Genomic DNA, 22,440 nt, shown 5'->3' with positions numbered 1-22,440 from the left:
TTATTGCATAGGACAAATGGGCTTCGGTAATCCTCATTATCTGTGACGACCGGCATTCACTTAGGTCATTCATATGACGCTCGTCTTTGGACAGTGCGACCAAGTCCAACAAGTGAGGTATGAATTAATTTTGGCGGAAAATTGCGAGCCCCCTCTCTTGAAAGACAAACAGGCGAATTCCCCCCTTGGGGCTATATCACCCTATCTCCGAATCTCAGGAGGAATTGAAGCTCGCATGAAACAACCAATGTCGGCAGCCGACTCTAGTTTCTTGGCATTCAAATGGACTTGTCCAAGGTAGCAGAGACCAAGGCCCAGAAGCGTGGCAAACGGAATGGTTGCAATCGCGGCCCCTACCGCCCCGGTCTCTTCTACCTGGAAGCCACAGATTTCTTTTAGCGTAACGAGTAGATCACTACGTTCGGTATCCGTGATGATCCCATCAGCCAACACTGCCCGTACTCGGTCGGCAATCAGCTTTCCAGGCTAAGCAGTAGTGACTTCCGGATACTGCGCCAGCCACAGGTCCAAGAACCTTATCTCACCATCCTCAATCCGGTTGTCTGCTAAAGGCTGGTACAAATCCCAACAGATGTTCCACAGCCATTGATAGATTCCGATTGCGAATTGCCATCATGGCGAGAACTTCATTCCCTCGATATGCCATATACCCGCCTAGGATTTTGCGGCCTTGATGATGTTGACGACACCGTCAAGCAACTCCTTGGGTTTCAAAAGTGACAGGGCCGTTACTGGATCGTCATCTTTGTGGGTTGGAGGCTCTTTTTCTGGAACAGCAAAGGAGCGTTCGCCTATTTGCAGCCTGAACTGGTCCCGCTGCTCTTTGTCGAGCGGTTCAATAAATGGCCCTAATGCTTCGAGTTCAAGGGCACGTCGTCTATTCTTTTGTTCAGTCTCAAAGAATCTGCTGGCCTGTCGAGCAGCATAGGCGGCAAAAATACCGAAGGTAATCGATAGAAAAGCTCGGGTGGCAAAACCCTGATAGAAGGCAGCATCCCTCAATTCGGATTTTTCATCTGGCCGAGTTGTTTCTGGACTTAATTTGTTTTTGCTGGAGATGTCTGGTGTAGCAGCATTCTCTCCCTTGTCTGCCGTGATCGCCTTTTGGCCTGACTTAATCGTTTCTGGGGGCGTTTTATCTTTGCTGGCCATTTCTGAAGAAGCCACTTTCACAGCTTTTTCCAGCATGGCAATCTTTTCGTGGTAGCTCTCCTCTGGAGTGTTCGAGGGGAAAGCGACCTTGAAGGCGACTATGATCAACCCAATAAGGGCAAGTACGGTAACCCCCTGCCAAATATAAAGCATCATTCGGGCGTGATTGGCCACCTTCAGATAACCAGAGGTGACACCGAGATTGCCGATTACCCCCAGCAAGCTTTCAACGTCGCTTCTGTGTTTTTCAATTTGTTTGAGTATCCCAGCAGCAGTTCCCTCATAGCTTGCCGTAAGAAGCTGAACATGTTCCTGGTGTTTTTCCTCAAGCAAATCGCGTTGCTCGGAATATTCAGATTCATGTTTTTTGAGTTTCTCTGAGTATTCAGTTAATAGGGCAAGAACCTTTTCCTGGCTTTCTCGCTGAGACTCAGAAAAAGCAGTTCGACGACTATCTTGTTCAGCAGAGAACTGTGTCTGTTGCTCAGAGAGCGCAGCAATAAACTTTGCCTGATTCTCTGAATGGGCCGAGGAAAACTCACTTGCTCGGCGGTCCTGCATTGATGAAAATTGGGACTGCTGGTCATTCAAAAGAGCAGAAAGCCGGGATTGTTCGTTGGTTAAAGCGACCTCCAAAGCAGTAAGTCGCTCAAAGTTCGTTTTGCTGACTGCCTCCAATTCGCGTTGGGTTTGTAGCGCCCCCTGAAGATAACCTTCCAAGACCTTTCTGAAATTAGACGCTGCCTCGCTAATAACTGTTAAGTCCTCCGATGGCGTTGAGCCGGGAATAGACCCAAGATAAATCAGTATCTCATCGGCATTAGCATTGCCATTTATGATGTGTTGACCATTGCCATTTTGCGTGAAGGAGTCTATCTGCCCCCTCATGGCGTTCAGTTGGTTGTTCAGTTGGCCGAGTGTTCCTGGGGGAACAAGTTGCGGGTCAGTAGATGACAATCTTTTGCCAACGGCTGCAATTACTAGACGAGAACGTTCCAGGCCGGCAACCCACTCTGCATCGGTAATACCACGCTCCAAAGCTCTGTCGATAGAAACCCCTGTTTGTTGTAATTCGCTCCAAACAGCATGGTCTCTAATCCTTGAATCCCATTGACTCATCACAACACCCCTATGCACGCGCAGTATTTATCCCAACATTATATGAATAATGGGTGATCGTTTTTCCTTCAGTCACAAAAATCCGAGGCCCCTCCTTGAATCCCTAGGGCGGCGACTCCCCCCCGTGCCCCCCTCGATCTCCCAGGCGAATCCTACCGAGAAGTCTTTCAGATAACAAAAAGGGCCGCGCAAGGCGACCCTATAGCAGCACCAACGACCTGATCAGCCACCGCTAGGCAGACCTTCTTCGTTGTAGCACCGCTCCCAACCTCAGAGCTTGATGCACATGGTTGTTTTTCCGACGTGTTGTTGAAGCAGTCAGGCTATACAAATATAATTAAATCAATGATTTACATTAATTGGCAGTTCCTGCGTTTCGGTAGGTACTACTCAATAGGCACTCTCTGCAAGCCTAGAAGACCAGCCGTTTCTCAGGCCCCGTTCCAACCTCTTTCAGATTCGGAATCTGTTTAACGATCTTGGTTCGCATAGCCTTGTCGTGACCAAGTTGGGAGAGAACCTGACCCACTGCCGATGCTGCGTATCCACCTTGCTTATTGGGTTTGAGTTGCTGACGTATCTTGGTAATGGCTGCGGCAACAAGTTGGCTGTCTGGCTTGTTTGCTGGCTGAACAGCGGTAGTGGTAGATGGTAGGGTTGTAGGGTTTACGGCTGGTTGGGTGTTTACCTGCTGCGGTGTAGTTAGGACGACCACTGGCACATCGGTGTTCAGCGCCATGCCATTCGACCCTGCGCCAATCACAATCATCGCGTTGTGCCCTCTCTGTACAAGAGCCTCTGTTGCCGCAACCAGTAGGTCATCCCGTGAGAAGACGGCAAGCAAGACAGAGGGATCGGGTTCGCCATGGTAGAAGGTGGCAAGCTCAAACATTAGCCTTACATCGGCTGATTGTTTCCTGATGGGGGCTATGTGACAGGAGACTTCAATTCCCGGTACAGCTTCCTTGAGTGCGGCCTCCCAGTTCCGTACTCGGTCCCCCACACCGTTTCCAGCGACAAAAGCCTTCGCGGAGTTTCGGCCAATGGTCTTTAAAAACCGGGTGAGCGTTGAGGCCAGGATCGGCGGTTGGTTGTCTGCATCAACGAAAAGTAAAGTTGTTGCCATGGCGGAACGTAGGTTTGACGTCAAATGGGAGCTTCTATCGTATCGCATCTCTAACCCAATGACATGATCACCGGTTTGTCAGATTGGGGTGTAGCCTGACACCACACATTGGCCTGACAGAATATGTGTCCAATCTAAGTTGTTTAAAAATCAACTTGACACTATCTATACAGCTTCTTAGACTTTGTCCTGACACATCATTCAACAGGAGAGCATCATGTCAGGTCAAAACGTCGGCTACCTCAGAGTAAGCACCCTCGTCCAGAACACGGCGCGTCAGCTTGAAGGCGTAACGCTGGATGAAGTCTTCGAGGACAAGGCCAGTGGCAAGGACACATCCCGCCCCCAACTTGAGGCTTGCCTGAAACATCTCCGCAAGGGGGACACCCTGCACATCCATAGCCTTGATCGGCTAGGGCGCAACCTGGACGACCTCCGTAAGATCATCAAGGAACTGACGGGGCGTGGCGTCGTTGTGAAGTCGCACAAGGAAAACCTGACCTTCACCGGCGACGACTCGCCAATGGCTAACCTGCTTCTGTCCATGCTGGGAGCGGTAGCCGAGTTCGAGCGTTCCATCATCCTTGAGCGACAGCGTGAAGGGATCGCCATTGCCAAGGCCGCAGGTGCTTACAAAGGCGGCAAGAAGAAGATGACCGAGGAACAAGCCCAAGAGATTCGACGCAGGGTAGCCAATGGCGACAAGAAAGCAGCCGTCGCGCGTGACTTCGGCATCAGCCGGGAAACACTGTACCAATACCTGAACCGTTCAATCGACTAGCTGCTCCTTTCATTCAAGAAAATGTGTATTGACACGGTTTTGCGTTTAGCGCAAAGTGTTGTTACACGGTTAAGTGTTTTTGAGGCGAGATGAAAAATCGGGTTCAACAGTTTCGAAAGGCGCTCAAGCTATCGCAGCGGCAACTTGCTGAGGCAGTGGGAACAAGCCAGCAGCAGATTCAACGGATCGAATCCGGCCAAATCGCAGCCAAACTAGAAATGGCGGCGAAGCTCTGCGCTGCCTTGCAGAAGCCAATGGAGGTCGTATTTCCGGGGGCAACCAAAGCACTGAAGTCTGCTGAAAGGGAAATGAACGCCTCGCATACGTTTCCTGATGAGGCATGGCAGAAGCTACGAGAATCGGGAATCGAAGGTGATCCGCGTGAATGGACCTTCAAGGTTCTGCTCAAAGGCCATAACGCACCCATGTTGTTCAGAATATCGTCTACTGAGCAGTCGCGGCTGTATGGTCTGATTCAAGAGGAAAACAGCGATTCCGAGTCTGCATCATTCGTGGTCTTCGACACGGAAGATCGTCGCTGGGCACTGAACCTAGCCGAGTTGGACTTCTGTCACTTCTTGTTCGACGTCTCTCCTGCTGGTGCGGTCAGGGATGAGTCGGACTCCAAAGAAACTGAAGAGGAGGCATGTAGCGTCCTTCTCCATTTCATCGGGGGCGGATCTCCTATGGCTCTAGAGGTTGATGTAGACGAGCCAGACGACATGGACGACACAGGGCAATGTGGACACGTCCTCTACATGCTCGAAATGGCGCCACAGCAATCCGACCGTTATCGAATTATCGATAGCGATGGAGAGCACGCGTTTATCCGCGCCGGATCGATTGCTCTTTTGTCCGTTCCACTTGCTGTATTGGAGCCACTAGATCGCGATGAGGATGAGGATGAGTAATCGAAGCTGGATTGACGAGCATTCCAAGGGCTGGCCGAAATGGTCCGATGTGTATGAGTTGTGGGAAAAGGCCAATGTCCCTGAAGTAAAGGAAGTCCCATTTCAACTTGGGGAGCACTACCCTTCACTTCCTTGGGTTGAGTTGTCTAGCGGGCGACAGGTCGATCAGGGCGCTCGTCCGACCGATGACACTGCATATCATCTGATCAGGCACCTGAAAGGCAAACATAACGAACTCAAGACCGCCTACAAGTTGTTTGCCTATTGTCGCTCACAATACCTCTCCGGGTTTTCGTCGTATGTGCTCGCACCAGCAATGGAGCGGCACGGTGAAAATCTACAAGGGTGGTGGCACTCCAATGCTAGGAATGTTCTTCCATGGCACGGAAATGATCGGTCAAGGTTCGATAGCGACAAGAGGACTCAAGAGCAGAGAACGCACTGGCGAGAACTCGTTCAGGATGCTGCAAAGGCGTGGCAGCAGATCGTCGAACACTGGGGGATCGTCCAAACACCAGACCTGATGGGCAGGGATTCACCGGAATACAAAGCATACGAAGCCCATTGTCGTGCCGCACAGGTAGAGCGCGAGCGAAAAGAGTACGAGCGGCTTAAGGAAAAGTTTGGGCAGTAGCCTCCAAGATTCGTAGGGATTCGATTCCTACACACCATAGGAGATCACGGCCGAAATCGCCGGCCTGACCTCTCCAGCCAACCCAATCACGACCTCCGCAGGGGAAACCCTCCGGGGGTCTTTTCATTTTCGTAAAGGATATTTCATGAACGTCTCCAGCCCTTCCACCCAACAGATCGCAACCCCCGAACAACCCGCATCTGACGTCTTATTAGCCACCATCATCGATGCAGCCGTGGATTCTTTATGCGACCCCAATCCGGATATGGCTCTCTGCCTTGACGCACTGATCGAGGTCGCCAACCAACTACGAGCCAGGAATGGCAGCCTCACCTCTGCTGACACCGAAGTCGCTGTTGCTGCGAAGGGGGTGATCTGATGGTCCTCCGTCCATCGCTCTACGCCGTCTCGACCTCGGTCGGTTCGGGCAAAACCCGCGCTGCCATCGAATATATCGCCAGCCCCGAAGTCAGCACCCAGAACTTCATCTACGTCGCCCCCACGATCCGCCTCGTCAACCAGACAGCGGACAACCTGAGAAAGCGCTTGGATGCCGCCTATGGTTCTGCTGCAAGGAACCTTCACCTGATCCATTCCGAATCCCGCCACAACGACGATTTACCCACCTCGGCGGAAACGCTGGCAGTGATCAATGAGGCTATCGGTAATATCGGGAAGATCGTGATCGTGACGACCAAGACCTTTCTGACCATCCTGCCGGAGATCGCCAAGAAGCATCAGTGGCGGGTCATCATGGATGAAGCGTTCGCCCCGGTCGAGTTTCTCAATTTCTATCTTGGCAACAAGGTCATGGAAGGCTTGAGCTACTTCAAGGAGGCTTTCACGGTAGATCGCGACGACAACAACCGCATCCTTCCGGCAGAAGGGAAAGCTGGCAGGGTCAGGGAAATCGCTTCTGGAAACATCAAGCGATCCGGGCAACGCTACAAGGGATTGCAACCCTTTGCGGCAGCGGTCGCCAATCCTGCGGTTCGCTGTGAACTGGTGCTGACCTCCAAGGTCAAAGCCATCCTTGACTCCGATGGTGACGACACCCAAGGCTATCCGGCACTGGCCGTCGATAATCAGGCGGAGTCGGTTATGTTGATTGCCAGCTACGTCACCCCGGAGCACTTCCAAGGATTCGACGAGGCCATTTTCATGTCCGCGCTGTTCGAGCACACCATGCTCTACCACCTGTGGACGCGGGTGTTCGGTATCCGCTTCATGAGCCATCCCCGTTTCAGCAAGGGACGTCTTCGGGACATCCACCGTGAGCAAGGCAAGTACGTCGCCATCGGCCACCTTCTGCATCCGGACGACAGAAGCAGCAAATACAACCTTTCCCGGAATATCTTCACTGGCGCCCCGGATGAGCGAGAGCCCGGCCAACGGGTTATAGACAAGATGGTCAGTATTAGCTCTCAGTATTTCGAGGGTGTACCGTATTTGTTGCAGGTGAACAATGGCTACGACTACGAGGAAGGAAGTTCTCTGCTGCCACCGAATGGAGTCAGGATTCCCACCTTGAGCCACGGCTTGAATGAGTTCCAGGACTGCAATCATGTCGCCGCACTGGCTATCACCAACCCGATTCCCCAAGAGGCAGAATGGATCATGGCACGTACCGGCCTGAGCTTCGAGGAGACACAGATGGCCTACCGCATCCATACGACCTATCAGGCTGTCGGGCGCAGTTCTATCCGTAAGGCAACGCCAAGTGACGACATGAAGGTTTTCCTTGCATCTGGCTATCAGGAAGCCTGGATGCTGCACCAGCGGTTTGTGGGGTCGCAGTGGCTGGGACAGGTTGGCGACATGCCTTCGTTGCGTCAGTTATCCGCAGAAGGTCGCGAAGGTGGCCTGATCATGGACCTAGCATCCCTAATCCTTGAACACCTCGGGTCACTTCCGGCTGACACGGACAGCATTTCCTCCCGTGCCCTGAAAGCCAAGCTCGCCCCTGAATGCAAGGGAAGGACTTGGAGTTCCGCAGCCGCACTTGCTGGGCAAAACTGCTGGGAATGGACCAAGGCTGGACAATCGTTCATCCGCCGGGACCAATGCGATCCGTCGTCTGGTGAGGTTGCACTGGCAGCTTAATCGCCAAACCCCGCACGATTAACCAGAGGTAGTTATGGTTCTGAATGCGACGTTTGGGGCCACCTACTATCATCCACGACCATGTCGGCACCACCCGAAGTTGTCACCGAGGTTTAACAGAAGACCGCGCTAACGGGAGACCAATGCGGATGACTTCTGTTTGCCCTCGGTGGCAGCTTGGGATTTATGGATGATCGTGATGATGGAAGGCAGATAGCACCGAAGACAAACCTAGCCAATAGCCGAATGGCTTACCGCTAGCGCTCGTTTGTTTTTCAGCTATCTGTCGTTTTTTGATCTCACCGTCTCAGTGGGCACCTGCGGCACCACGCTGGTAGACACTCTGCCCTGCCCCGAAATAATTCTCATAGACATGCGCATAGGTCTTCACCCGCTTGTCCTTCTTGAGTGCCGGGGTGTAGGCAGACGGTAGCTTGATGAAGAAGTCCCGGATGGTGCGCTCGACATCGGCCTTGGTCTGGGTCTTCAGCTTCCAGTCGAGGACCAGCTTCTCGGCCTTCAGCTTGGCGAGAAGTTCCTTGGCGACCTTCTTGACCTCGTCCTTCTCCTTCTCGCTCAGTGCCGGTTCTGGCTGGGTCAGCAGGTCGAAGATTGCCAGTTCCTCCTCGGAGAGGTTCTCACGGTGCGCCCGTTGCTCCTCTTCGGTGAGGTTCTGGGCAAAGGCTAGCAGTTCCTTGAAGAAGGCTTCGAGGTTGTGGCTTGACGAGTTGTAGGCATCGATCAGCTTCTGGAACTTCTCCAGGAAATCAGTGCGCCCCTTGTTCTCGCGGACCATCTTCTCCAGCTTCTGTTCGATCTGCCCCTTGAGCTTCTCAGTCTCGGTAGCCTTCTTGCCCTCGGCGAACTTTTCCTGAAGGGCTGCGAAGTCGATCTGCGAGAGGTCGATCAGGGCCTCGGCTTCTGGCTTGTGGCCGATGCGGTAACCCTCGGTGGCGATGGAATCATCCAGCAAGGCATCCAGATCGTTCATCACGTCGGAGATGTCCGGGGGCGGACGCAGGGCCTTGATCATCGCCCCCAGGTACGCCACCAGAACAGACATCGGTGCATAGGCGTTGGCAGCCGCATCAGGCAGGATGGACTTGAAGGTTCGGGCAACCTGACCCGCCAGCAGCAGGTACGCCTTGGTCGTGTTCTCGCCCTCGCCGAGGATGGTGTTCATAGCCTCCTGAAGGGCTTCCAGGCGTTTTTCCGGGGGCGTGTTCACCACACCCTTCAGATTGATGCCAAGGTCGGTACAGAACGATTCTGCACGTTCCAGCAGGGCTTCCAGTTGAGCGACCAGGGCAGCTTTGTCGTTGATCGGCAGTTGTCCCGGCTGGTTGGGCTTGGCGTAGATGCGGAGGGCGTCCTGAAGGTTACGGAAGATGCCCACGTAATCGACGATCAGGCCAGCACTCTTGCCCGGCGATACGCGGTTGGCCCGTGCGATGGTCTGCATCAGGGTGTGGTTCCGCATCGGCTTGTCGAGGTAAAGGGTGGAACAGGTCGGCACATCGAAGCCGGTGATCCACATGGCGCAGACGAAGACCAGTCGCAGATTGCCGTCGGGGTCTTTGAACTGCTCGTCGAGGTCTTCCTTCAGCATCCGCTGCCGGTGGGGGACGATGTCCAAGCCCTTGGCCTTGAGGTCTTCGATCTCATTCTGCGACTGGGAGACGACCACGGCCATGTCGGTGGTGTCCATCACCATGATCTTCTCGGCCAGTATCTCCTTGTCGTCCCCGGTGGCCTTGGTGAGTTTCTCATGGAGTTCAGCCAGATGCTGTTGCCAGTAGGCTTGCACCTTGTCGTACATCCGCACTGCGGTGGCCTTGTCGATACAGACCATCATTGCTTTGCCACGATAGCCACGCCCAAGGAAATGCTTCACCAAGTCCTCGGCAATGGTCTCCAGCCGATCATCCCGAGTGATCAGGTGGTATTCCCTAGCAAACTCACGCTCCAGTTTTTGTTCCTGAGCCTCATCCAATTCGGCTTCTTCGAGGAGCTTCTCGATGTCCTTGTTGAGGTTCTGGTTGGTGATCTGGAGTTCCGGGGTGCGGTTCTCGTAGTAGAGCGGTACGGTGGCCCCGTCCTCGATAGACCGGGCGAAGTCATAGACTGAGACGTAATCGCCGAAGACCTCACGGGTGCGCTCCTCCTCCCCAGCGATCAGCGGGGTGCCGGTGAACCCTAGAAAGGCCGCATGGGGCAGGGCGTTCCTCATGTTGAGGGCGAAGATGTCGTACTGGCTGCGGTGGGCTTCGTCGGTGATGACGATGATGTCGCTACGATCCGAGAGCTTCTCGTACTGCGCCCCGGCCTCGGTCCTGAACTTCTGGATCAGCGTGAAGATGTACCGCTCGTCAGTTTTCAGCAACTGCTTCAGGTGGTTGCTACTGGCAGCCCTGACCAGGATGTTGTCCTTGGTGCCCCCGAGCTTGGCATTGGGGATCGCCCCCGTGGCCTTGAACGTCTTGCTGATCTGGTCGTCCAGTTCCTCCCGATCAGTGACGATCAGGAAGGTCCATTTGCCGGGGAGGGTGCGGAGTATCTTCTGGGTGAAGAAGACCATCGACAGGCTCTTGCCGCTGCCCTGAGTGTGCCAGAAGACGCCCAGACGCTTGGCGGCCTCGACATCCCCCGATTCGCGCAGCTTGATCATCTGGGCGATGGCTTTATTGACCCCGAGGTACTGGTGGTTCTTGGCAACCTTTTTGATCAGGCCACCACGGGCCTCCTCAAAGATGGTGAAGTTCTCGACTATGTCCAGCAGTCGCCGCTTGTCGCACATCCCCCGGATGGCCGTATCCAGTGAGGTGGAGCCAGCCTCTGTCTCGTCATCAATGCGCCGCCACTCGAAGAAGTGTTCCCAGGGGCTGGTCAGGGTGCCGATGCGGGTCTGCGATCCATTCGACAGCAGGATGAAGGCGTTGGGGTGGAACAGTTGCGGGATGCTCTGGCCCTTGTAGTCCTTCAGGTTGTCGTCGTAGGCAGACTTCAGGGGGACGTGGGGAGCCTTCAGTTCGATGAATACCAGAGGGATGCCATTCACGAAGCCTACAAGGTCGCAGCGGCGTTTGTACATCTCACCCGAAACCCACATCTGCTGGGTCAGAAAGAAGTCGTTGTTCTCAGGATTTCGCCAGTCGATGACCGTGAGTTCAACGGTCTGTGGGTTGCCCTCGTTGTCGGTGATCTCTACTTTTACCCGATCACGCAGCAACTTGTAGAACGCTTGGTTAGCATTGACCGGCAACTGCTTCGAGCGGTCCTCGGTCAGTTGTTCAATGGCCTGATCATAAGCCGATGCCGAGTAGCCCGGATTGATGCGCTCCAGCGCCTTGCGGAGTCGCCGGGTGAGAATGACCTCTGCTTCTGAGGTACGCCCCTCGGTGCCATCCTGCCCGAAGGTTTCGTTGTATAGGTTGGCGACCGCCCAGCCGAGGGAAGCAAAGCGATCCATTGCGGGTAACTCGACGAGGACGAGTTCTCCGTACGCGGCGGTGACTTCCTTAGCGGTGAGGACGGTGGTCATGGCATCTAGTGGTGAGGCGGAGCGGACATCCGGTCACGGGTAACAGGGTGCCTAGTATTCTGTCATGGAATGATCAGGCTGCGATCTCGGATACGTCGAGTTCCCCAGAGACCAGTTTGGGGAGCAGGAGGTCGCGGGTGGTGCGGAGGTTGGCGTTCTTGTGTAGTAGTGTGTTGATTAGTTCGCCAATAGGTAGTGCTGTGTTGTTGAACAGAGAGAGCACGTCATCCGGGGGTAACACTAGAACAACATCATTCACGATTTCCTTGTTGATGTGCTGTTGCGCTCCGCCGCTAGCGTGTTGGATGATGGCCATGATCCTGTTCTGGATTAGCCGATAGATATACTCGCTGTATTTTCCTGATGCGTCGAACACCCCCACGACAGACTGGTTGGCAGACATCTCTGTGCATAAGTAGCTCACTTGCCCAAGGGTGGCTCCAGTGATAGCAATAACAGTGGTTGCTGCTGGCATCAGCTTGGCTGCCGATTTTTTCAGGCCAAGATCAGTGATGTATTCGCTAGGCGTAGTTATTCGAAGATCATTAACCTTGCCAGAGTTGATCCAAGGGATGGTGCCTTGGTCCCAGTATTCGGATTTGTTTCGAGATGGCGTACCACCCAATACTATGTTGAAGGCTTCACCGAGCGAAGTGATTTTCCACCCTTCTGGTATCACCCCAAACTCGGACTCCACCATCTTCACCTGTTCGTGTAAAGGAAAGCGGAAGTGGACGAACCACTCCTCGTAAATCCTCCGGGCCATCTCCTCAAGGATAGCGATCCGCCGCGTGTTGTTCTCAATCAGGTCGTCGTAGGTGGACAGGATGGAAGCGATTCGGCGTTGTTGCTCAATGTTGGGCAGCACTATTTCTAAGCCTCCAACTTGAGACGGACTGACGTTTGCCTGACTAGCAGCGCCGTGGGCCATTGAGGCGATTTGTCCCCGGACTGACTGCTGAATCAGCACCCGGTACAAATAACCAGGATCACAAAGAGCCCTGTTCTTGACGATGATTTTCCCTGCTCTCTGATTTAATAGGGAAATTGGGAGGTTAGAGGTGGTCCCGCGAATCAGGACATCCGGTTAAGTGAAATCTCTGCTTCAATGGGCGATGGAAATCGCCTGCCAAGGAGCAGAAGCAATGAGAAGACCTCGCCGTAACCACACAGCCGCCTTCAAGGCCAAAGTGGCGATTGCCGCCCTCAAGGGTGACGAGACGCTGGCCACGTTAGCGGAGAAATTTGATGTTCATCCGAATCAAATCACGCAGTGGAAGACGCAACTGCTCGAGAACGCCTCGGGTGTCTTTGCGACGGCTGCCGAGAAGCAGGCGGCCACGCCGGACCTGAAGGATTTGCATGCAAAGATCGGCCAGCAGGCGTTGGAGATCGATTTTTTGGCCGGCGCGCTCGGTCGCATCGGCGATGCGAGCGCAAAACGATGATCGACAAGGCCCACGATCTGCCTGTCGTCAGGCAAGTCCAGTTGCTTGAACTTTCCCGCTCTTCTGTCTATTACCAGCCGCAGCCCATCCCCGAAGACGATCTTCGGTTGATGCGTCGAATCGATGAACTGCATCTGGAATACCCCTTTGCCGGGGCGCGGATGCTGCGTGACATGCTCAAGTTGGAAGGCCATGGAATCGGCCGCAAGCATGTCGGTACGCTGATGAAGAAGCTCGATATTCAGGCCATCTACCGCAAGGCCAACACCAGCCGGCGCAACCAGGCGCACCGCATCTATCCCTACCTGCTGCGCGACCTCGCCATCGACCGTCCGAATCAGGTCTGGGCCATGGATACGACCTACATCCCAATGCGCCGGGGCTTCGTCTATTTGAGCGCGGTGCTTGATTGGGCCACTCGCCGGGTGCTGGCTTGGCGCCTATCGAACAGTTTGACCTCCGATCCTTGTGTGGATGCCCTGGAAGAAGCCATCATGAAGTACGGCCGACCAGAAATCATGAACACCGACCAAGGCAGCCAATTCACCAGCTCCGCCTTCATTGGCTTGCTTCAGGAGAGCACCATTCAGGTCAGCATGGATGGCAAGGGCTGCTGGCGGGACAACGTCTTCGTTGAGCGCCTCTGGAAATCGGTCAAGTATGAGGAGATTTACCTGCACGGCTACGACACCGTTTCCGAGGTCCGGCAGGCGCTGGCCCGCTATTTCGATTTCTACAATCGCCGTCGCCCGCACTCAACGCTTGACGGGCAAACCCCGGATACGGCTTACTTCAACCAGCCGCTGCTCGCCGCAGCGGCTTAACCCGCAGAGAAATCACTTAAGAAAACCGAATTTCTGTCCAACTGCGCGGGGCCACCTCTGTTTGAACTGAATCTGGCAACACGTCCAACTACGGAATTGGGTTGTGAGATGTGAGACCCCGTAAGGGAGATTAGTATGTCCCCCCCGGACACCACGTACTTACGGTTTAATTTCTCAAGATAGTCATCTGGCACGAATTGCGAATCAGACAAGTCCACATATCCGACCCGGATGTTGGAAATCTTAACGACAGGGATTCCCTTTTCAGCAAAGACAGAACTGGGGAACGCATAGCCAGAAATTACGTCGGCGATTTCACTTAGCTGAACCTTTACGTTTGGAAACTTCATGTGTTGTCAATTCCAACTGAGGAGATTTTGAAGGTCCATTTCGATTTTCTGAGAAAGATCACTGGCTTCGTTGTTCAGGGTGGCGAACTCTTCGGTGAGTGAAGCAATCCGTTCCTCAAAATCAAAATCCTCAGCAGAGTGATGTACCACCCCCACATACCGCCCCGGATTCAGACTCCATCCTTGGGCCTCAATGTCAGCCAAGGTTGCCACCTTGCAGACCCCTACGATGTCCCGATAGGCTCCTTCCGGAAACTGCTCCGTCATCATCTCGCCGCTCCCCGCTTCGGTCTCAACAGCTTCACCCCGCCAAAGCCGAACGATGTTTGACAGGAACTCGACTTGTTCAGGCAGGAAGTCACGGATGGCACGGCTGACTTGCCGGTAGTAGCCTCGGGCATCAATGAACAGGACCTTGTCCTTGCGTTCTCTCTTGGCCTTTGTCTTGTCAAAGAACCAGAGGGTGCACGGCAAGGTGACGGTATAGAAGAAATTGGGGCCAACGGAGACGATGGCTTCCAAACCACCGCTCAGGATCAGTTTCTTCCGGATTTCGAGTTCAGCACCTCGGGCATCCCCGGCAGAGTTCGCCATGACGAAGCCAGCGCGGCCCGTATTGTTCAGTGCAGAATAGAACAGTTGAATCCATAGGTAGTTGGCGTTGTCTGTGGTCGGGACGCCGAAGGGGAAGCGTGGGTCGTCCTTGATTCGTTCCTTGTCCACGCCGGACACATTGAAGGGTGGGTTTGCCATCACGAAATCGAACCTGCCGACGGCCTTGTGGGGGTCTTCGTAGTAGGTGTTCGATTCACGGACATCGCCGGAGAGACCATGCACGGCAAGGTTCATCTTTGCCAGCTTGACCGTGTCGTTGGATTTCTCGGTGCCGAAAACAGTGAGTTCCTCGGCTGCCCGTTTCTTGTGGCGACCAACGAACATGGCACTCTGCACGAACATACCGCCCGAGCCACAAGCTGGGTCGAAGATTTGCCCGTGGAAGGGTTCGATAATTTCGACGATCAACTTGACGATGCTGGTCGGGGTATAGAACACGCCCCCCTTCTGGCCTTCTGCCAGAGCGAACTTGCCAAGGAAGTATTCGTAGATTTTGCCGAAGGCATCACCTTCGATCTCTCCCAAGCCATTCAGGAGGCGCAGGAGTTCGACCAAGACGCGGTTCTCGACCTTGCCATAGGAGCGGGGAAGTACGCCCTTCAGTTCGTCATTGTCAGCTTCAACAGCAGCCATTGCCTCGTTGATAGCCTTGCCGATGTCGTGGCCTTCTGCCAAGTCGAGCAGGTAGGTGAATCGTGCGGTCTCGGGGAGGTATAAGGCCCCCTCGGCTTGGTAGTCGAACTTCTCGATGTCGGAGACCTCCAGACCACCCGCTACCAGCTTCGCTTCTGCCTCATGGAATCGCTTTTCAGCGTACCGGAGGAAAATCAGGCCGAGAACCGGGTTGGAGAACTCGGAGGGCTTGAGGCCGGTGTTGGCCCAAAGTTGATCGGCTGCTGACCAGAGGCGGGATTCGAGGTCTTGGAGGTTGATTGTCATTCGATTCTTTTCTTGGGTGCCAAGCACCACTTCGTTATTCATTCGGGATTGTACTGACTCATCTGAAAATCAGGCGCTAATTGACCAACCACGAAGCCCTTGGCGGTTCCACGGTGAATCGTATCGATTCCATGATCTGTGCCTTCTTCGTGATTTCCGCCTCACCCTGATACTTGGCCACCACCTTTGAAACCCCCTCCGGTGCATGTCCGGTCAGCCATTCAGCAAAACTGATGTCGTTGTTCATCGCGTTGTTCAGGAAGGTATGGCGGAATGCGTGAAAGCCGACCAAACGCGCCTGAGGTGTTTCGTCACGCAGCCCGGTAGCTTTGATCAACTTTCGGAACCAGCGCTCGGCGACCCCGGCTGCCCGACCGGCACTCGATGGATTCCAGCTAGGGAATAACAGTTTCGCCCCCTGCTCTTTCACCGAGTCCACATATTCAAGGAAACCCAGTCGAATCAATTCAGAGTGAATAGGCACCTTGCGCCGAGAAGACGCATTTTTTACCGTCTTTTTGACCCGCTCGTCACCCTCGGTTTTTTCGTTGATGTCGAAAATCCACACCCCCTGCTCTTGCCGAATATCGCATTGCGGATTCAACTGGCAGATTTCATTGATTCGCGCCCCGGTGTATAGCCCGACCAAAGGCAACCAGTAGTAATGGCGACATTCTGGATCATTGGCAAACGAGACATATTCCGGCCCGGTGAAGAGACGCGCCAACTCGTCCTGGCGCATAGCCCGTTGCTCGTTTTCGGTTTCTTCGCGCTCGCCTGAATATTTGATACCGGCTATGGTCAGATGTGGAGGGAAACCTTGATCCTGAAAAACACGTACTGCATCGACGAGAAATGGCCTGAAGGCAGCCATGTACCCATCTTCAAAGGTTTTCTTGCTGATGCATACAGGCCATTCGATCTTTGCCAAGTCCCGGATCGAAAGCTCCAGTTTCCGCTTTGCATCGGCCCAACGTGGCGGCAGTTTGCAGAGCAGATCGAAGTATTCGTCAATCTCCCGCTGCCTTAGCTGGTCAACAGACTTATCTCCGACATATTCGAGAAACAGACCGAGAGTCGGCCTGAACTTCTTGAACATAGGAACCGTGTCGTCCTGTTTTCCAATGAAATGCTCAATGACCTCTGATAACTTCGGAGCCACCTGTTTCGTTTCGCGCTCAGGTACAGGAGGCGTATCGACCCACTCCCCCCGTTGACGGCTATCGGCAATCTTGGTGGCCTCAGACAAGCGACGGAACAGGCGCAGGGCAAACTGTCTGAACTCTACCGAATCATGCGGTAGGTCGTAGCCATGAGCGAAGAGCCATTCATGTGCCAAGTCCGTTGCATTAGCAGTCAGTACGCCACGCGCAATCGCCAACTGCTCCTTTTGCCGAGACTCGTCGTTTTCCTCGTCCAACTTGGCGAAGGTATGATCGTCGACACCAGCAACGCGGATTGCCTCATCGGCACTTAGCCGACTGTGAATGATCCGCCGAATGATCAGTTCGGCCTCTTCTTCAGGCAACTGCAGACGATGTTTGGAACCGGTCTCTCGGACCCGTTGAAACTCATCTTCAATCTCACAAAGCCAAGACCAAGCCTTCACGCCAGCTTTCGGCTTATCTGATTCGCCTGTGTTGAAGCGAATGAGCCCCTTGGGGTACTGCTGCGGATATGTGCGGATTAGATCAAGCGGCACGCGTTTGTTCACGCGCCATGTGGAACCATGCAGTTCCATACCTGGAGGGTATGCCATAAACTTCTGTATCATTCCTAGATTTTAGCCGGATTGTTCCCAGCCTTGTTCCCAAGACGACACTCAGAAGTGCTTGATTTTCAAGAAACCTATAAAAAACAAAAGCCCCGAAGGGCTTTGTTGTTCGCTGGCGGAGAGGGTGGGATTCGAACCCACGGTACCTTGCAGTACGCCTGATTTCGAGTCAGGTACATTCGACCACTCTGCCACCTCTCCGCAGCGGCCGGGATAATAGCACAACTGATGTACTGGATAAAACGACTATTACTGTTGACAGCATCCCTGATCGCCGCCGGTTGCGGCGAGGTTGGCCCATTGCCATTTCCGACACCAGCCCAGCATGATCTCGTCGTCCTCACCCGTCCCGGTCTGCTCACTTATTCGACCGATGACAACGGCAACCCGGCCGGCATCGAATACGATCTGACACAAGCCTTCGCCCAGGAACTCGGTGTCGGCGTCAGATATGTCGTCGTAGCGCCGGAAGAACTGGAAGCCCAGCTTACCGAAAGCAAGTATCACCTTGCCGCTGCCTGGCTCTCGCCAATGGCCAACAGCGCCATCCAGTCGACACCTGCCATTTTTCAGACACGAGACATTCTTGCCCAGCACGAGGCATCGTTGGCGCTCACTGAACGCTCGCAACTGACCAGCAAGACGGTGCATGTCATGGCCGGCACCCGCCAGGCGAAAACGCTGGCCAGCCTGGCCAAGGAAATACCGGGACTCAAGGTCGTCGAAGTCGGCCAGGGCGACATCCTTGATCTGCTGGAAAAACTTGGCAATCGTCAGATCGAGTACGTCGCTATCGACGAGGGCTTTGAGGACATTGCCAATCAGTACGTTCCCAACCTGCGTACCACGCTAGCGCTGAGCGAAACCCGTCCGGTAGTCTGGCTGCTCGGCCAGCACCCAAATGCAGAACTCAAGGCTCGCCTCGACACCTTCATCGAGCGAGTGCAACACGATGGCACACTGGCCCGACTGGAAGACCGCTACCTCGGCCATGTCCGGCGCCTAGAACAAGGCGACATCATCAAATTTCTTGGTGAGATAGAAACCACGCTCCCCAAATTCCGCAAGTACTTCCAGGCAGCCCAAGCCCTGACCGGCATCGACTGGCGATTGATTGCGGCAGTGGCCTACCACGAATCGCATTGGGATCCGAACGCAACCAGCTATACCAATGTGCGCGGGATCATGATGCTGACCGAAGATACGGCCGACCACCTGGAGGTCAGCAACCGGCTCGACCCCAGCGAAAGCATCCTGGCCGGCGCCCGCTATATCAATATGCTGAAGGAACAGTTGCCGGAAGAAACCGAGGAGCCGGATCGCACTTGGCTGGCGCTGGCTGCCTACAATATTGGCCCCGGCCACTTCAATGCGGCACGGACGCTGGCCAAACAATTGAAAGCCGACCCAAACACCTGGTACGAGATGAAGCGGATCTTGCCCAAGCTTGCGCAGCCGAAGGTTTACCAGCAATTGAAGACTGGTCGAGCTCGGGGTGGTGAAGCAGTGATCCTGGTGGAAAATATCCGCAGCTATTACGACATTCTGCAGCGCAATACCGCCCCCTTCGGACCGACGCCAGCTGCTGCAGAAAGTCTAAAACGGCTGGTCGCGGAGGTTGAAGGACGTCGAAAAACCTACGTCAGGAAGATGGCTGCCTCAAAGGCCATCAATGCCACCGGCACAGATACCTCAACAGCCGCATTCAGGCTGCCGACCATCGAATCAGGCAAATACCCAGCCCGACCGGCAGAAAACGAATAAGGGGTTTCCGCCCGCGCCGGAGCGCGAGCGGCGATCGATTCCGATCAGGCGGCCGAGAGAACCTCAAGCCCGCCCATATACGGACGCAGCACAGCAGGAATTGTCACGCTGCCATCGGCGTTCTGGTTGTTTTCCAGAATTGCCACCAGCGTGCGGCCTACGGCCAGACCCGAGCCGTTCAAGGTGTGGCACAACTCGGTCTTGTTCTTGTCGTTGCGGAAACGCGCCTGCATGCGGCGAGCCTGGAAGGCGCCGAAGTTGGAGCAGGACGAAATCTCGCGATAAGTGTTCTGCGCCGGTAGCCAGACTTCGAGGTCGTAGGTCTTGGCAGCAGAAAAGCCCATATCCCCCGAGCACAGCGCCATGCGGCGATAAGGCAGTTCCAGCTTCTCGAGAATGATCTCGGCTTGCCGAGTCAGTTCCTCGTGGGCTTCGGCCGATTTCTCCGGATGCACAACCTGCACCAACTCGACCTTGTCAAACTGGTGCTGGCGGATCATGCCGCGCACGTCACGACCACCGGAACCGGCTTCGGAACGGAAACACGGCGTGTGACAGACAAACTTCAGCGGCAGCGCTTCGGCGGAGAGGATTTCGTCACGCACGATGTTGGTCACCGGCACTTCGGCTGTCGGGATCAGGTAGAGCGGATCCTGATCGCCGCGCAACACCTTGAACAGGTCTTCCTCGAACTTGGGCAACTGGCCGGTACCGTACAAGCTGGCGGCATTGACGAGGTAAGGGGCATAGAGTTCGGTATAACCATGTTCGGCGGTATGCGTGTCGAGCATGAACTGGGCAAGTGCCCGATGCAGACGGGCCAGGCCGCCCTTCAGCAGCGAGAAACGGGCGCCGGAAATCTTGGCAGCGGTACCGAAATCAAGCTGGCCGAGCGCCTCGCCGACATCGGTATGGTCCTTGACCTCAAAATCGAAGACGCGCGGCGTCCCCCAGCGCTTGATTTCGACATTACCGGTTTCGTCACTGCCGACGGGCACGCTGTCATCTGGAATATTCGGCAGCGCGGCGAGAATGGCGTTGAACTGGGTCAGCAGTTCGGCAAGGCGGGCTTCGGAAGCCTTCAGTTCATCGCCGATCGAACCAACCTGCGCCATCACCTCGGAAGCATCTTCACCCTTGCCCTTCAACATGCCGATCTGCTTGGACAGGCTGTTGCGCTGAGCCTGCAGATCCTGGGTGCGGGTCTGCAGTGTCTTGCGCTCGGCTTCCAGCGCAGAAAATTCGGAGAAATCGATAGGCTTGCCGCGCTTGGCCAGGCCCTCGGCAACGGCGTCAAGATTGGAGCGGAGTTGTTGAATGTCGAGCATGCTTGTTCCTGAAAGTCTCGGTCGACCGTAAAAACGGCCAAAAACGAAATTATACGCGACGGAACAGGCGTCCTACGACGCCCCACAGCTTGACCAGTACGAGGCCGGCGATAATCAGGAAAATCGCCAGCAAGCCTAAAAAGACCAGCGGCGATGCGAGCATTGTCCACAAGCCACCGAGCACCATGCCCTCCTCGCCAAAAGACGCAATCCAGTTGGAGAACGGCTCCGGCGAAGTATTGATCGCCAGGCGACTACCCGCCTTGGCGAAATGCGTACCGGCCGTGATCGTGCCGCCAATCAGCCCGGCCGCCACCGTCCATGAAGGATCAACATCGCCCATGGCAAAAGCCGCGAGCAGCGCCCCGGACGGAATACGGATGAAGGTCTGGAAGCTGTCCCACAGCGAATCGAAGGCTGGCACCTTGTCGGCAATCAGTTCGGCCAAGGCCATGATGCCAGCAACGACGATGACCAGCGGGTTGTGCAGCACGGCCAGCGTTTCCGGCAAGTGCAGATAGCCAAAAGTCGACAGCAGCCCGGCCAGAAAGACCACGAGATACAGCCGCAAACCGCTCGCCCAGGCCAGACCAGCCGACAGCGCGACGGTCTGCACCATCTCCACTATTTCTTGCCCGCCTTGCGATCCAGGTCGCGCAGATGGGCCAGTTTTTCCCCGATCTTGCCCTCCAGGCCGCGGGGTGTCGGCGCATACCAACCCGGCTCTGACATGCCATCCGGCAGATAACGTTCACCGGCCGCATAGGCTTCTGGCTCGTCATGGGCGTAGCGGTACGCCTTGCCGTGGCCGAGTTCCTTCATCAGCTTGGTCGGCGCGTTGCGCAGGTGGTTCGGCACCGGTCGCGAACCATCCTGCTTTACGAAGGCTCGCGCTGCGTTGTAGGCGTTGTAGCCGGCATTCGACTTGGCCGCCACAGCGAGATAGGTCACGGCCTGAGCCAAGGCCAGTTCCCCCTCCGGGGAGCCGAGCCGTTCGTAGGTTTCAGCCGCATCGTTGGCGATCTGCATGGCGCGAGGATCAGCCAGACCAATGTCTTCCCAGGCCATGCGAATGATGCGCCGAGCCAGGTAGCGCGGGTCGGCACCGCCGTCGAGCATGCGGCAGAACCAATACAGCGCGCCATCGGGGCTGGAGCCGCGTACCGACTTGTGCAAGGCCGAGATCTGGTCGTAGAAGGCATCGCCGCCTTTGTCGAAACGGCGCAGGTTCTGCGCCATTGTCGATTCGATAAAGGCGCCATCAACCGCCGCAATCCCCGCCGCATGGGCCGCTGTTCGGGCCTGTTCAAGCAGGTTCAGCAAACGCCGGGCGTCACCATCAGCCAGACCGATCAACCGTTCGCGTGCCCCTGAATCGAAGCTCAAATCAGCCAATGCCCGATCACAGGCCCGGTCGAACAAGGTGCCCATTTCGGCTTCGTCGAGCGACTTCAGCACATAGACCGAAGCCCGCGACAGCAGCGCTGAATTCACCTCGAAAGAGGGGTTCTCGGTCGTCGCGCCAATGAAGGTGAACAGCCCGGATTCGACAAACGGCAAAAAGCCGTCCTGCTGCGCCTTGTTGAAACGGTGAATTTCATCGACAAACAGGATGGTCCGCTTGCCCTGCCCGCGCCACATCTCGGCCTGTACCACCGCCTCGCGGACTTCCTTGATGCCGGAGAACACTGCCGACAGCGCAATGAATTCGCACTTGAATTGCGTCGCCATCATCCGCGCCAACGTGGTTTTGCCGACCCCCGGCGGTCCCCACAAGATCATCGAATGCGGCTGACCGGACTCGAAGGCCAGACGCAGCGGCTTGCCCGGCCCGAGCAGGTGCTGCTGGCCGATCACCTCATCCGGTATCAACGGGCGCAGTTGCTCAGCCAGCGGGGCATTGCGGTCAACGGCATTGGAGGAAAACAAATCGCTCAATCAGGAACCCTATCTAGCAAAAACGCCACCCTATCGTGACTTTCGGCGAGTGTACCCGCAGACTGCCGACAA

At 55.3% G+C, this 22,440-nt stretch carries 16 protein-coding genes and 1 tRNA gene; 7 read left to right on the top strand and 10 right to left on the bottom strand.

Annotated features, from left to right (window positions below; genetic code table 11):
- Positions 1 to 675 precede the first annotated feature (675 nt).
- Both DARO_RS06815 and DARO_RS06810 read right to left on the bottom strand, forming a co-directional pair.
- The gene (locus DARO_RS06815; protein ID WP_011287074.1) at positions 676 to 2,292 is read right to left on the bottom strand and encodes a hypothetical protein; all 1,617 of its coding nucleotides are present in this window, start codon (positions 2,290 to 2,292) and stop codon (positions 676 to 678) included.
- A 412-nt stretch (positions 2,293 to 2,704) separates the two neighbouring features.
- Positions 2,705 to 3,418 carry a hypothetical protein gene (locus DARO_RS06810; protein ID WP_041224255.1) on the bottom strand — a complete coding sequence of 238 codons (714 nt, stop codon included), beginning with the start codon at positions 3,416 to 3,418 and terminating at the stop codon, positions 2,705 to 2,707.
- Between the two features lie 217 nt (positions 3,419 to 3,635).
- Between DARO_RS06810 and DARO_RS06805 the strand changes: the two genes are divergently transcribed.
- The 5 genes from DARO_RS06805 (at position 3,636) to DARO_RS06785 (ending at position 7,847) form a co-directional block, all read left to right on the top strand.
- Positions 3,636 to 4,199 (top strand): recombinase family protein, encoded by a 564-nt coding sequence (locus tag DARO_RS06805; RefSeq protein ID WP_011287072.1) that lies wholly within the window; start codon positions 3,636 to 3,638, stop codon positions 4,197 to 4,199.
- A gap of 89 nt (positions 4,200 to 4,288) precedes the next feature.
- Entirely contained in the window at positions 4,289 to 5,110 is an 822-nt protein-coding gene (locus tag DARO_RS06800) for a helix-turn-helix domain-containing protein (protein ID WP_011287071.1), read from the top strand.
- Entirely contained in the window at positions 5,103 to 5,744 is a 642-nt protein-coding gene (locus DARO_RS06795; protein ID WP_011287070.1) for a hypothetical protein, read from the top strand. Before DARO_RS06800 ends, DARO_RS06795 begins: the two co-directional genes overlap by 8 nt.
- A gap of 145 nt (positions 5,745 to 5,889) precedes the next feature.
- Positions 5,890 to 6,123, top strand: coding sequence for a hypothetical protein (locus tag DARO_RS06790; RefSeq protein ID WP_041224254.1), 234 nt, complete (start codon positions 5,890 to 5,892; stop codon positions 6,121 to 6,123).
- On the top strand, positions 6,123 to 7,847 hold the full coding sequence (locus DARO_RS06785) for a DEAD/DEAH box helicase family protein (protein ID WP_011287069.1): 1,725 nt from the start codon (positions 6,123 to 6,125) through the stop codon (positions 7,845 to 7,847). The genes DARO_RS06790 and DARO_RS06785 overlap by 1 nt, the downstream gene beginning before the upstream one ends.
- A 307-nt stretch (positions 7,848 to 8,154) precedes the next feature.
- On the opposite strand, the gene DARO_RS06780 is transcribed toward DARO_RS06785, so the two are convergent.
- Complete coding sequence (locus tag DARO_RS06780; protein ID WP_011287068.1) at positions 8,155 to 11,388, bottom strand: type I restriction endonuclease subunit R; 3,234 nt, start codon at positions 11,386 to 11,388, stop codon at positions 8,155 to 8,157.
- Positions 11,389 to 11,461: 73 nt separating this feature from the next.
- The gene (locus DARO_RS06775) at positions 11,462 to 12,436 is read right to left on the bottom strand and encodes a restriction endonuclease subunit S (protein WP_497463061.1); all 975 of its coding nucleotides are present in this window, start codon (positions 12,434 to 12,436) and stop codon (positions 11,462 to 11,464) included.
- Positions 12,437 to 12,533: 97 nt separating this feature from the next.
- Between DARO_RS06775 and DARO_RS06765 the strand changes: the two genes are divergently transcribed.
- Positions 12,534 to 13,660 (top strand): IS3 family transposase gene (locus DARO_RS06765; RefSeq protein ID WP_497462969.1). Its coding sequence is split into 2 segments (ribosomal slippage): positions 12,534 to 12,792 and positions 12,792 to 13,660, totalling 1,128 coding nucleotides; the frame shifts between segments, so codons are not numbered across the junction.
- Positions 13,661 to 14,016: 356 nt separating this feature from the next.
- On the opposite strand, the gene DARO_RS06755 is transcribed toward DARO_RS06765, so the two are convergent.
- The 3 genes from DARO_RS06755 to DARO_RS06745 all read right to left on the bottom strand — a co-directional run bounded on the left by DARO_RS06755 (position 14,017) and on the right by DARO_RS06745 (position 17,539).
- Positions 14,017 to 15,564: an HsdM family class I SAM-dependent methyltransferase gene (locus DARO_RS06755; protein WP_041224793.1), complete on the bottom strand. Its 1,548-nt coding sequence runs from the start codon at positions 15,562 to 15,564 to the stop codon at positions 14,017 to 14,019.
- A gap of 76 nt (positions 15,565 to 15,640) precedes the next feature.
- Complete coding sequence (locus DARO_RS06750; RefSeq protein ID WP_198134112.1) at positions 15,641 to 17,305, bottom strand: site-specific integrase; 1,665 nt, start codon at positions 17,303 to 17,305, stop codon at positions 15,641 to 15,643.
- 146 nt (positions 17,306 to 17,451) lie between these two features.
- Positions 17,452 to 17,539: transfer RNA gene (locus tag DARO_RS06745), tRNA-Ser, on the bottom strand.
- 54 nt (positions 17,540 to 17,593) lie between these two features.
- Here DARO_RS06745 and mltF point away from each other — a divergent pair.
- Positions 17,594 to 19,102 carry a membrane-bound lytic murein transglycosylase MltF gene (mltF, locus tag DARO_RS06740; RefSeq protein WP_049758550.1) on the top strand — a complete coding sequence of 503 codons (1,509 nt, stop codon included), beginning with the start codon at positions 17,594 to 17,596 and terminating at the stop codon, positions 19,100 to 19,102.
- Between the two features lie 44 nt (positions 19,103 to 19,146).
- Here mltF and serS read toward each other — a convergent pair whose 3' ends face one another.
- The 3 genes from serS to DARO_RS06725 are packed head-to-tail and all read right to left on the bottom strand — an operon-like array spanning position 19,147 to position 22,368.
- Positions 19,147 to 20,430: a serine--tRNA ligase gene (gene serS / locus DARO_RS06735; RefSeq protein ID WP_011287061.1), complete on the bottom strand. Its 1,284-nt coding sequence runs from the start codon at positions 20,428 to 20,430 to the stop codon at positions 19,147 to 19,149.
- Between the two features lie 49 nt (positions 20,431 to 20,479).
- Complete coding sequence (locus tag DARO_RS06730) at positions 20,480 to 21,049, bottom strand: DUF4126 domain-containing protein (RefSeq protein WP_011287060.1); 570 nt, start codon at positions 21,047 to 21,049, stop codon at positions 20,480 to 20,482.
- A 5-nt stretch (positions 21,050 to 21,054) separates the two neighbouring features.
- Complete coding sequence (locus DARO_RS06725) at positions 21,055 to 22,368, bottom strand: replication-associated recombination protein A (protein ID WP_011287059.1); 1,314 nt, start codon at positions 22,366 to 22,368, stop codon at positions 21,055 to 21,057.
- Between the last annotated feature and the right edge of the window lie 72 nt (positions 22,369 to 22,440).

The sequence above is a fragment of the Dechloromonas aromatica RCB genome (assembly GCF_000012425.1).
The sequence above is the reverse complement of the archived record's forward strand: the minus strand, read 5'-3'. Positions and strand labels throughout refer to the sequence as shown.

Coding starts and splice junctions, on each gene's coding strand:
- DARO_RS06815 (WP_011287074.1), bottom strand. CDS start 2,292: ATGAGTCAATGGGATTCAAGGATTAGAGACCATGCTGTTTGGAGCGAA.
- DARO_RS06810 (WP_041224255.1), bottom strand. CDS start 3,418: ATGGCAACAACTTTACTTTTCGTTGATGCAGACAACCAACCGCCGATC.
- DARO_RS06805 (WP_011287072.1), top strand. CDS start 3,636: ATGTCAGGTCAAAACGTCGGCTACCTCAGAGTAAGCACCCTCGTCCAG.
- DARO_RS06800 (WP_011287071.1), top strand. CDS start 4,289: ATGAAAAATCGGGTTCAACAGTTTCGAAAGGCGCTCAAGCTATCGCAG.
- DARO_RS06795 (WP_011287070.1), top strand. CDS start 5,103: ATGAGTAATCGAAGCTGGATTGACGAGCATTCCAAGGGCTGGCCGAAA.
- DARO_RS06790 (WP_041224254.1), top strand. CDS start 5,890: ATGAACGTCTCCAGCCCTTCCACCCAACAGATCGCAACCCCCGAACAA.
- DARO_RS06785 (WP_011287069.1), top strand. CDS start 6,123: ATGGTCCTCCGTCCATCGCTCTACGCCGTCTCGACCTCGGTCGGTTCG.
- DARO_RS06780 (WP_011287068.1), bottom strand. CDS start 11,388: ATGACCACCGTCCTCACCGCTAAGGAAGTCACCGCCGCGTACGGAGAA.
- DARO_RS06755 (WP_041224793.1), bottom strand. CDS start 15,564: ATGACAATCAACCTCCAAGACCTCGAATCCCGCCTCTGGTCAGCAGCC.
- DARO_RS06750 (WP_198134112.1), bottom strand. CDS start 17,305: ATGGAACTGCATGGTTCCACATGGCGCGTGAACAAACGCGTGCCGCTT.
- serS (WP_011287061.1), bottom strand. CDS start 20,430: ATGCTCGACATTCAACAACTCCGCTCCAATCTTGACGCCGTTGCCGAG.
- DARO_RS06730 (WP_011287060.1), bottom strand. CDS start 21,049: ATGGTGCAGACCGTCGCGCTGTCGGCTGGTCTGGCCTGGGCGAGCGGT.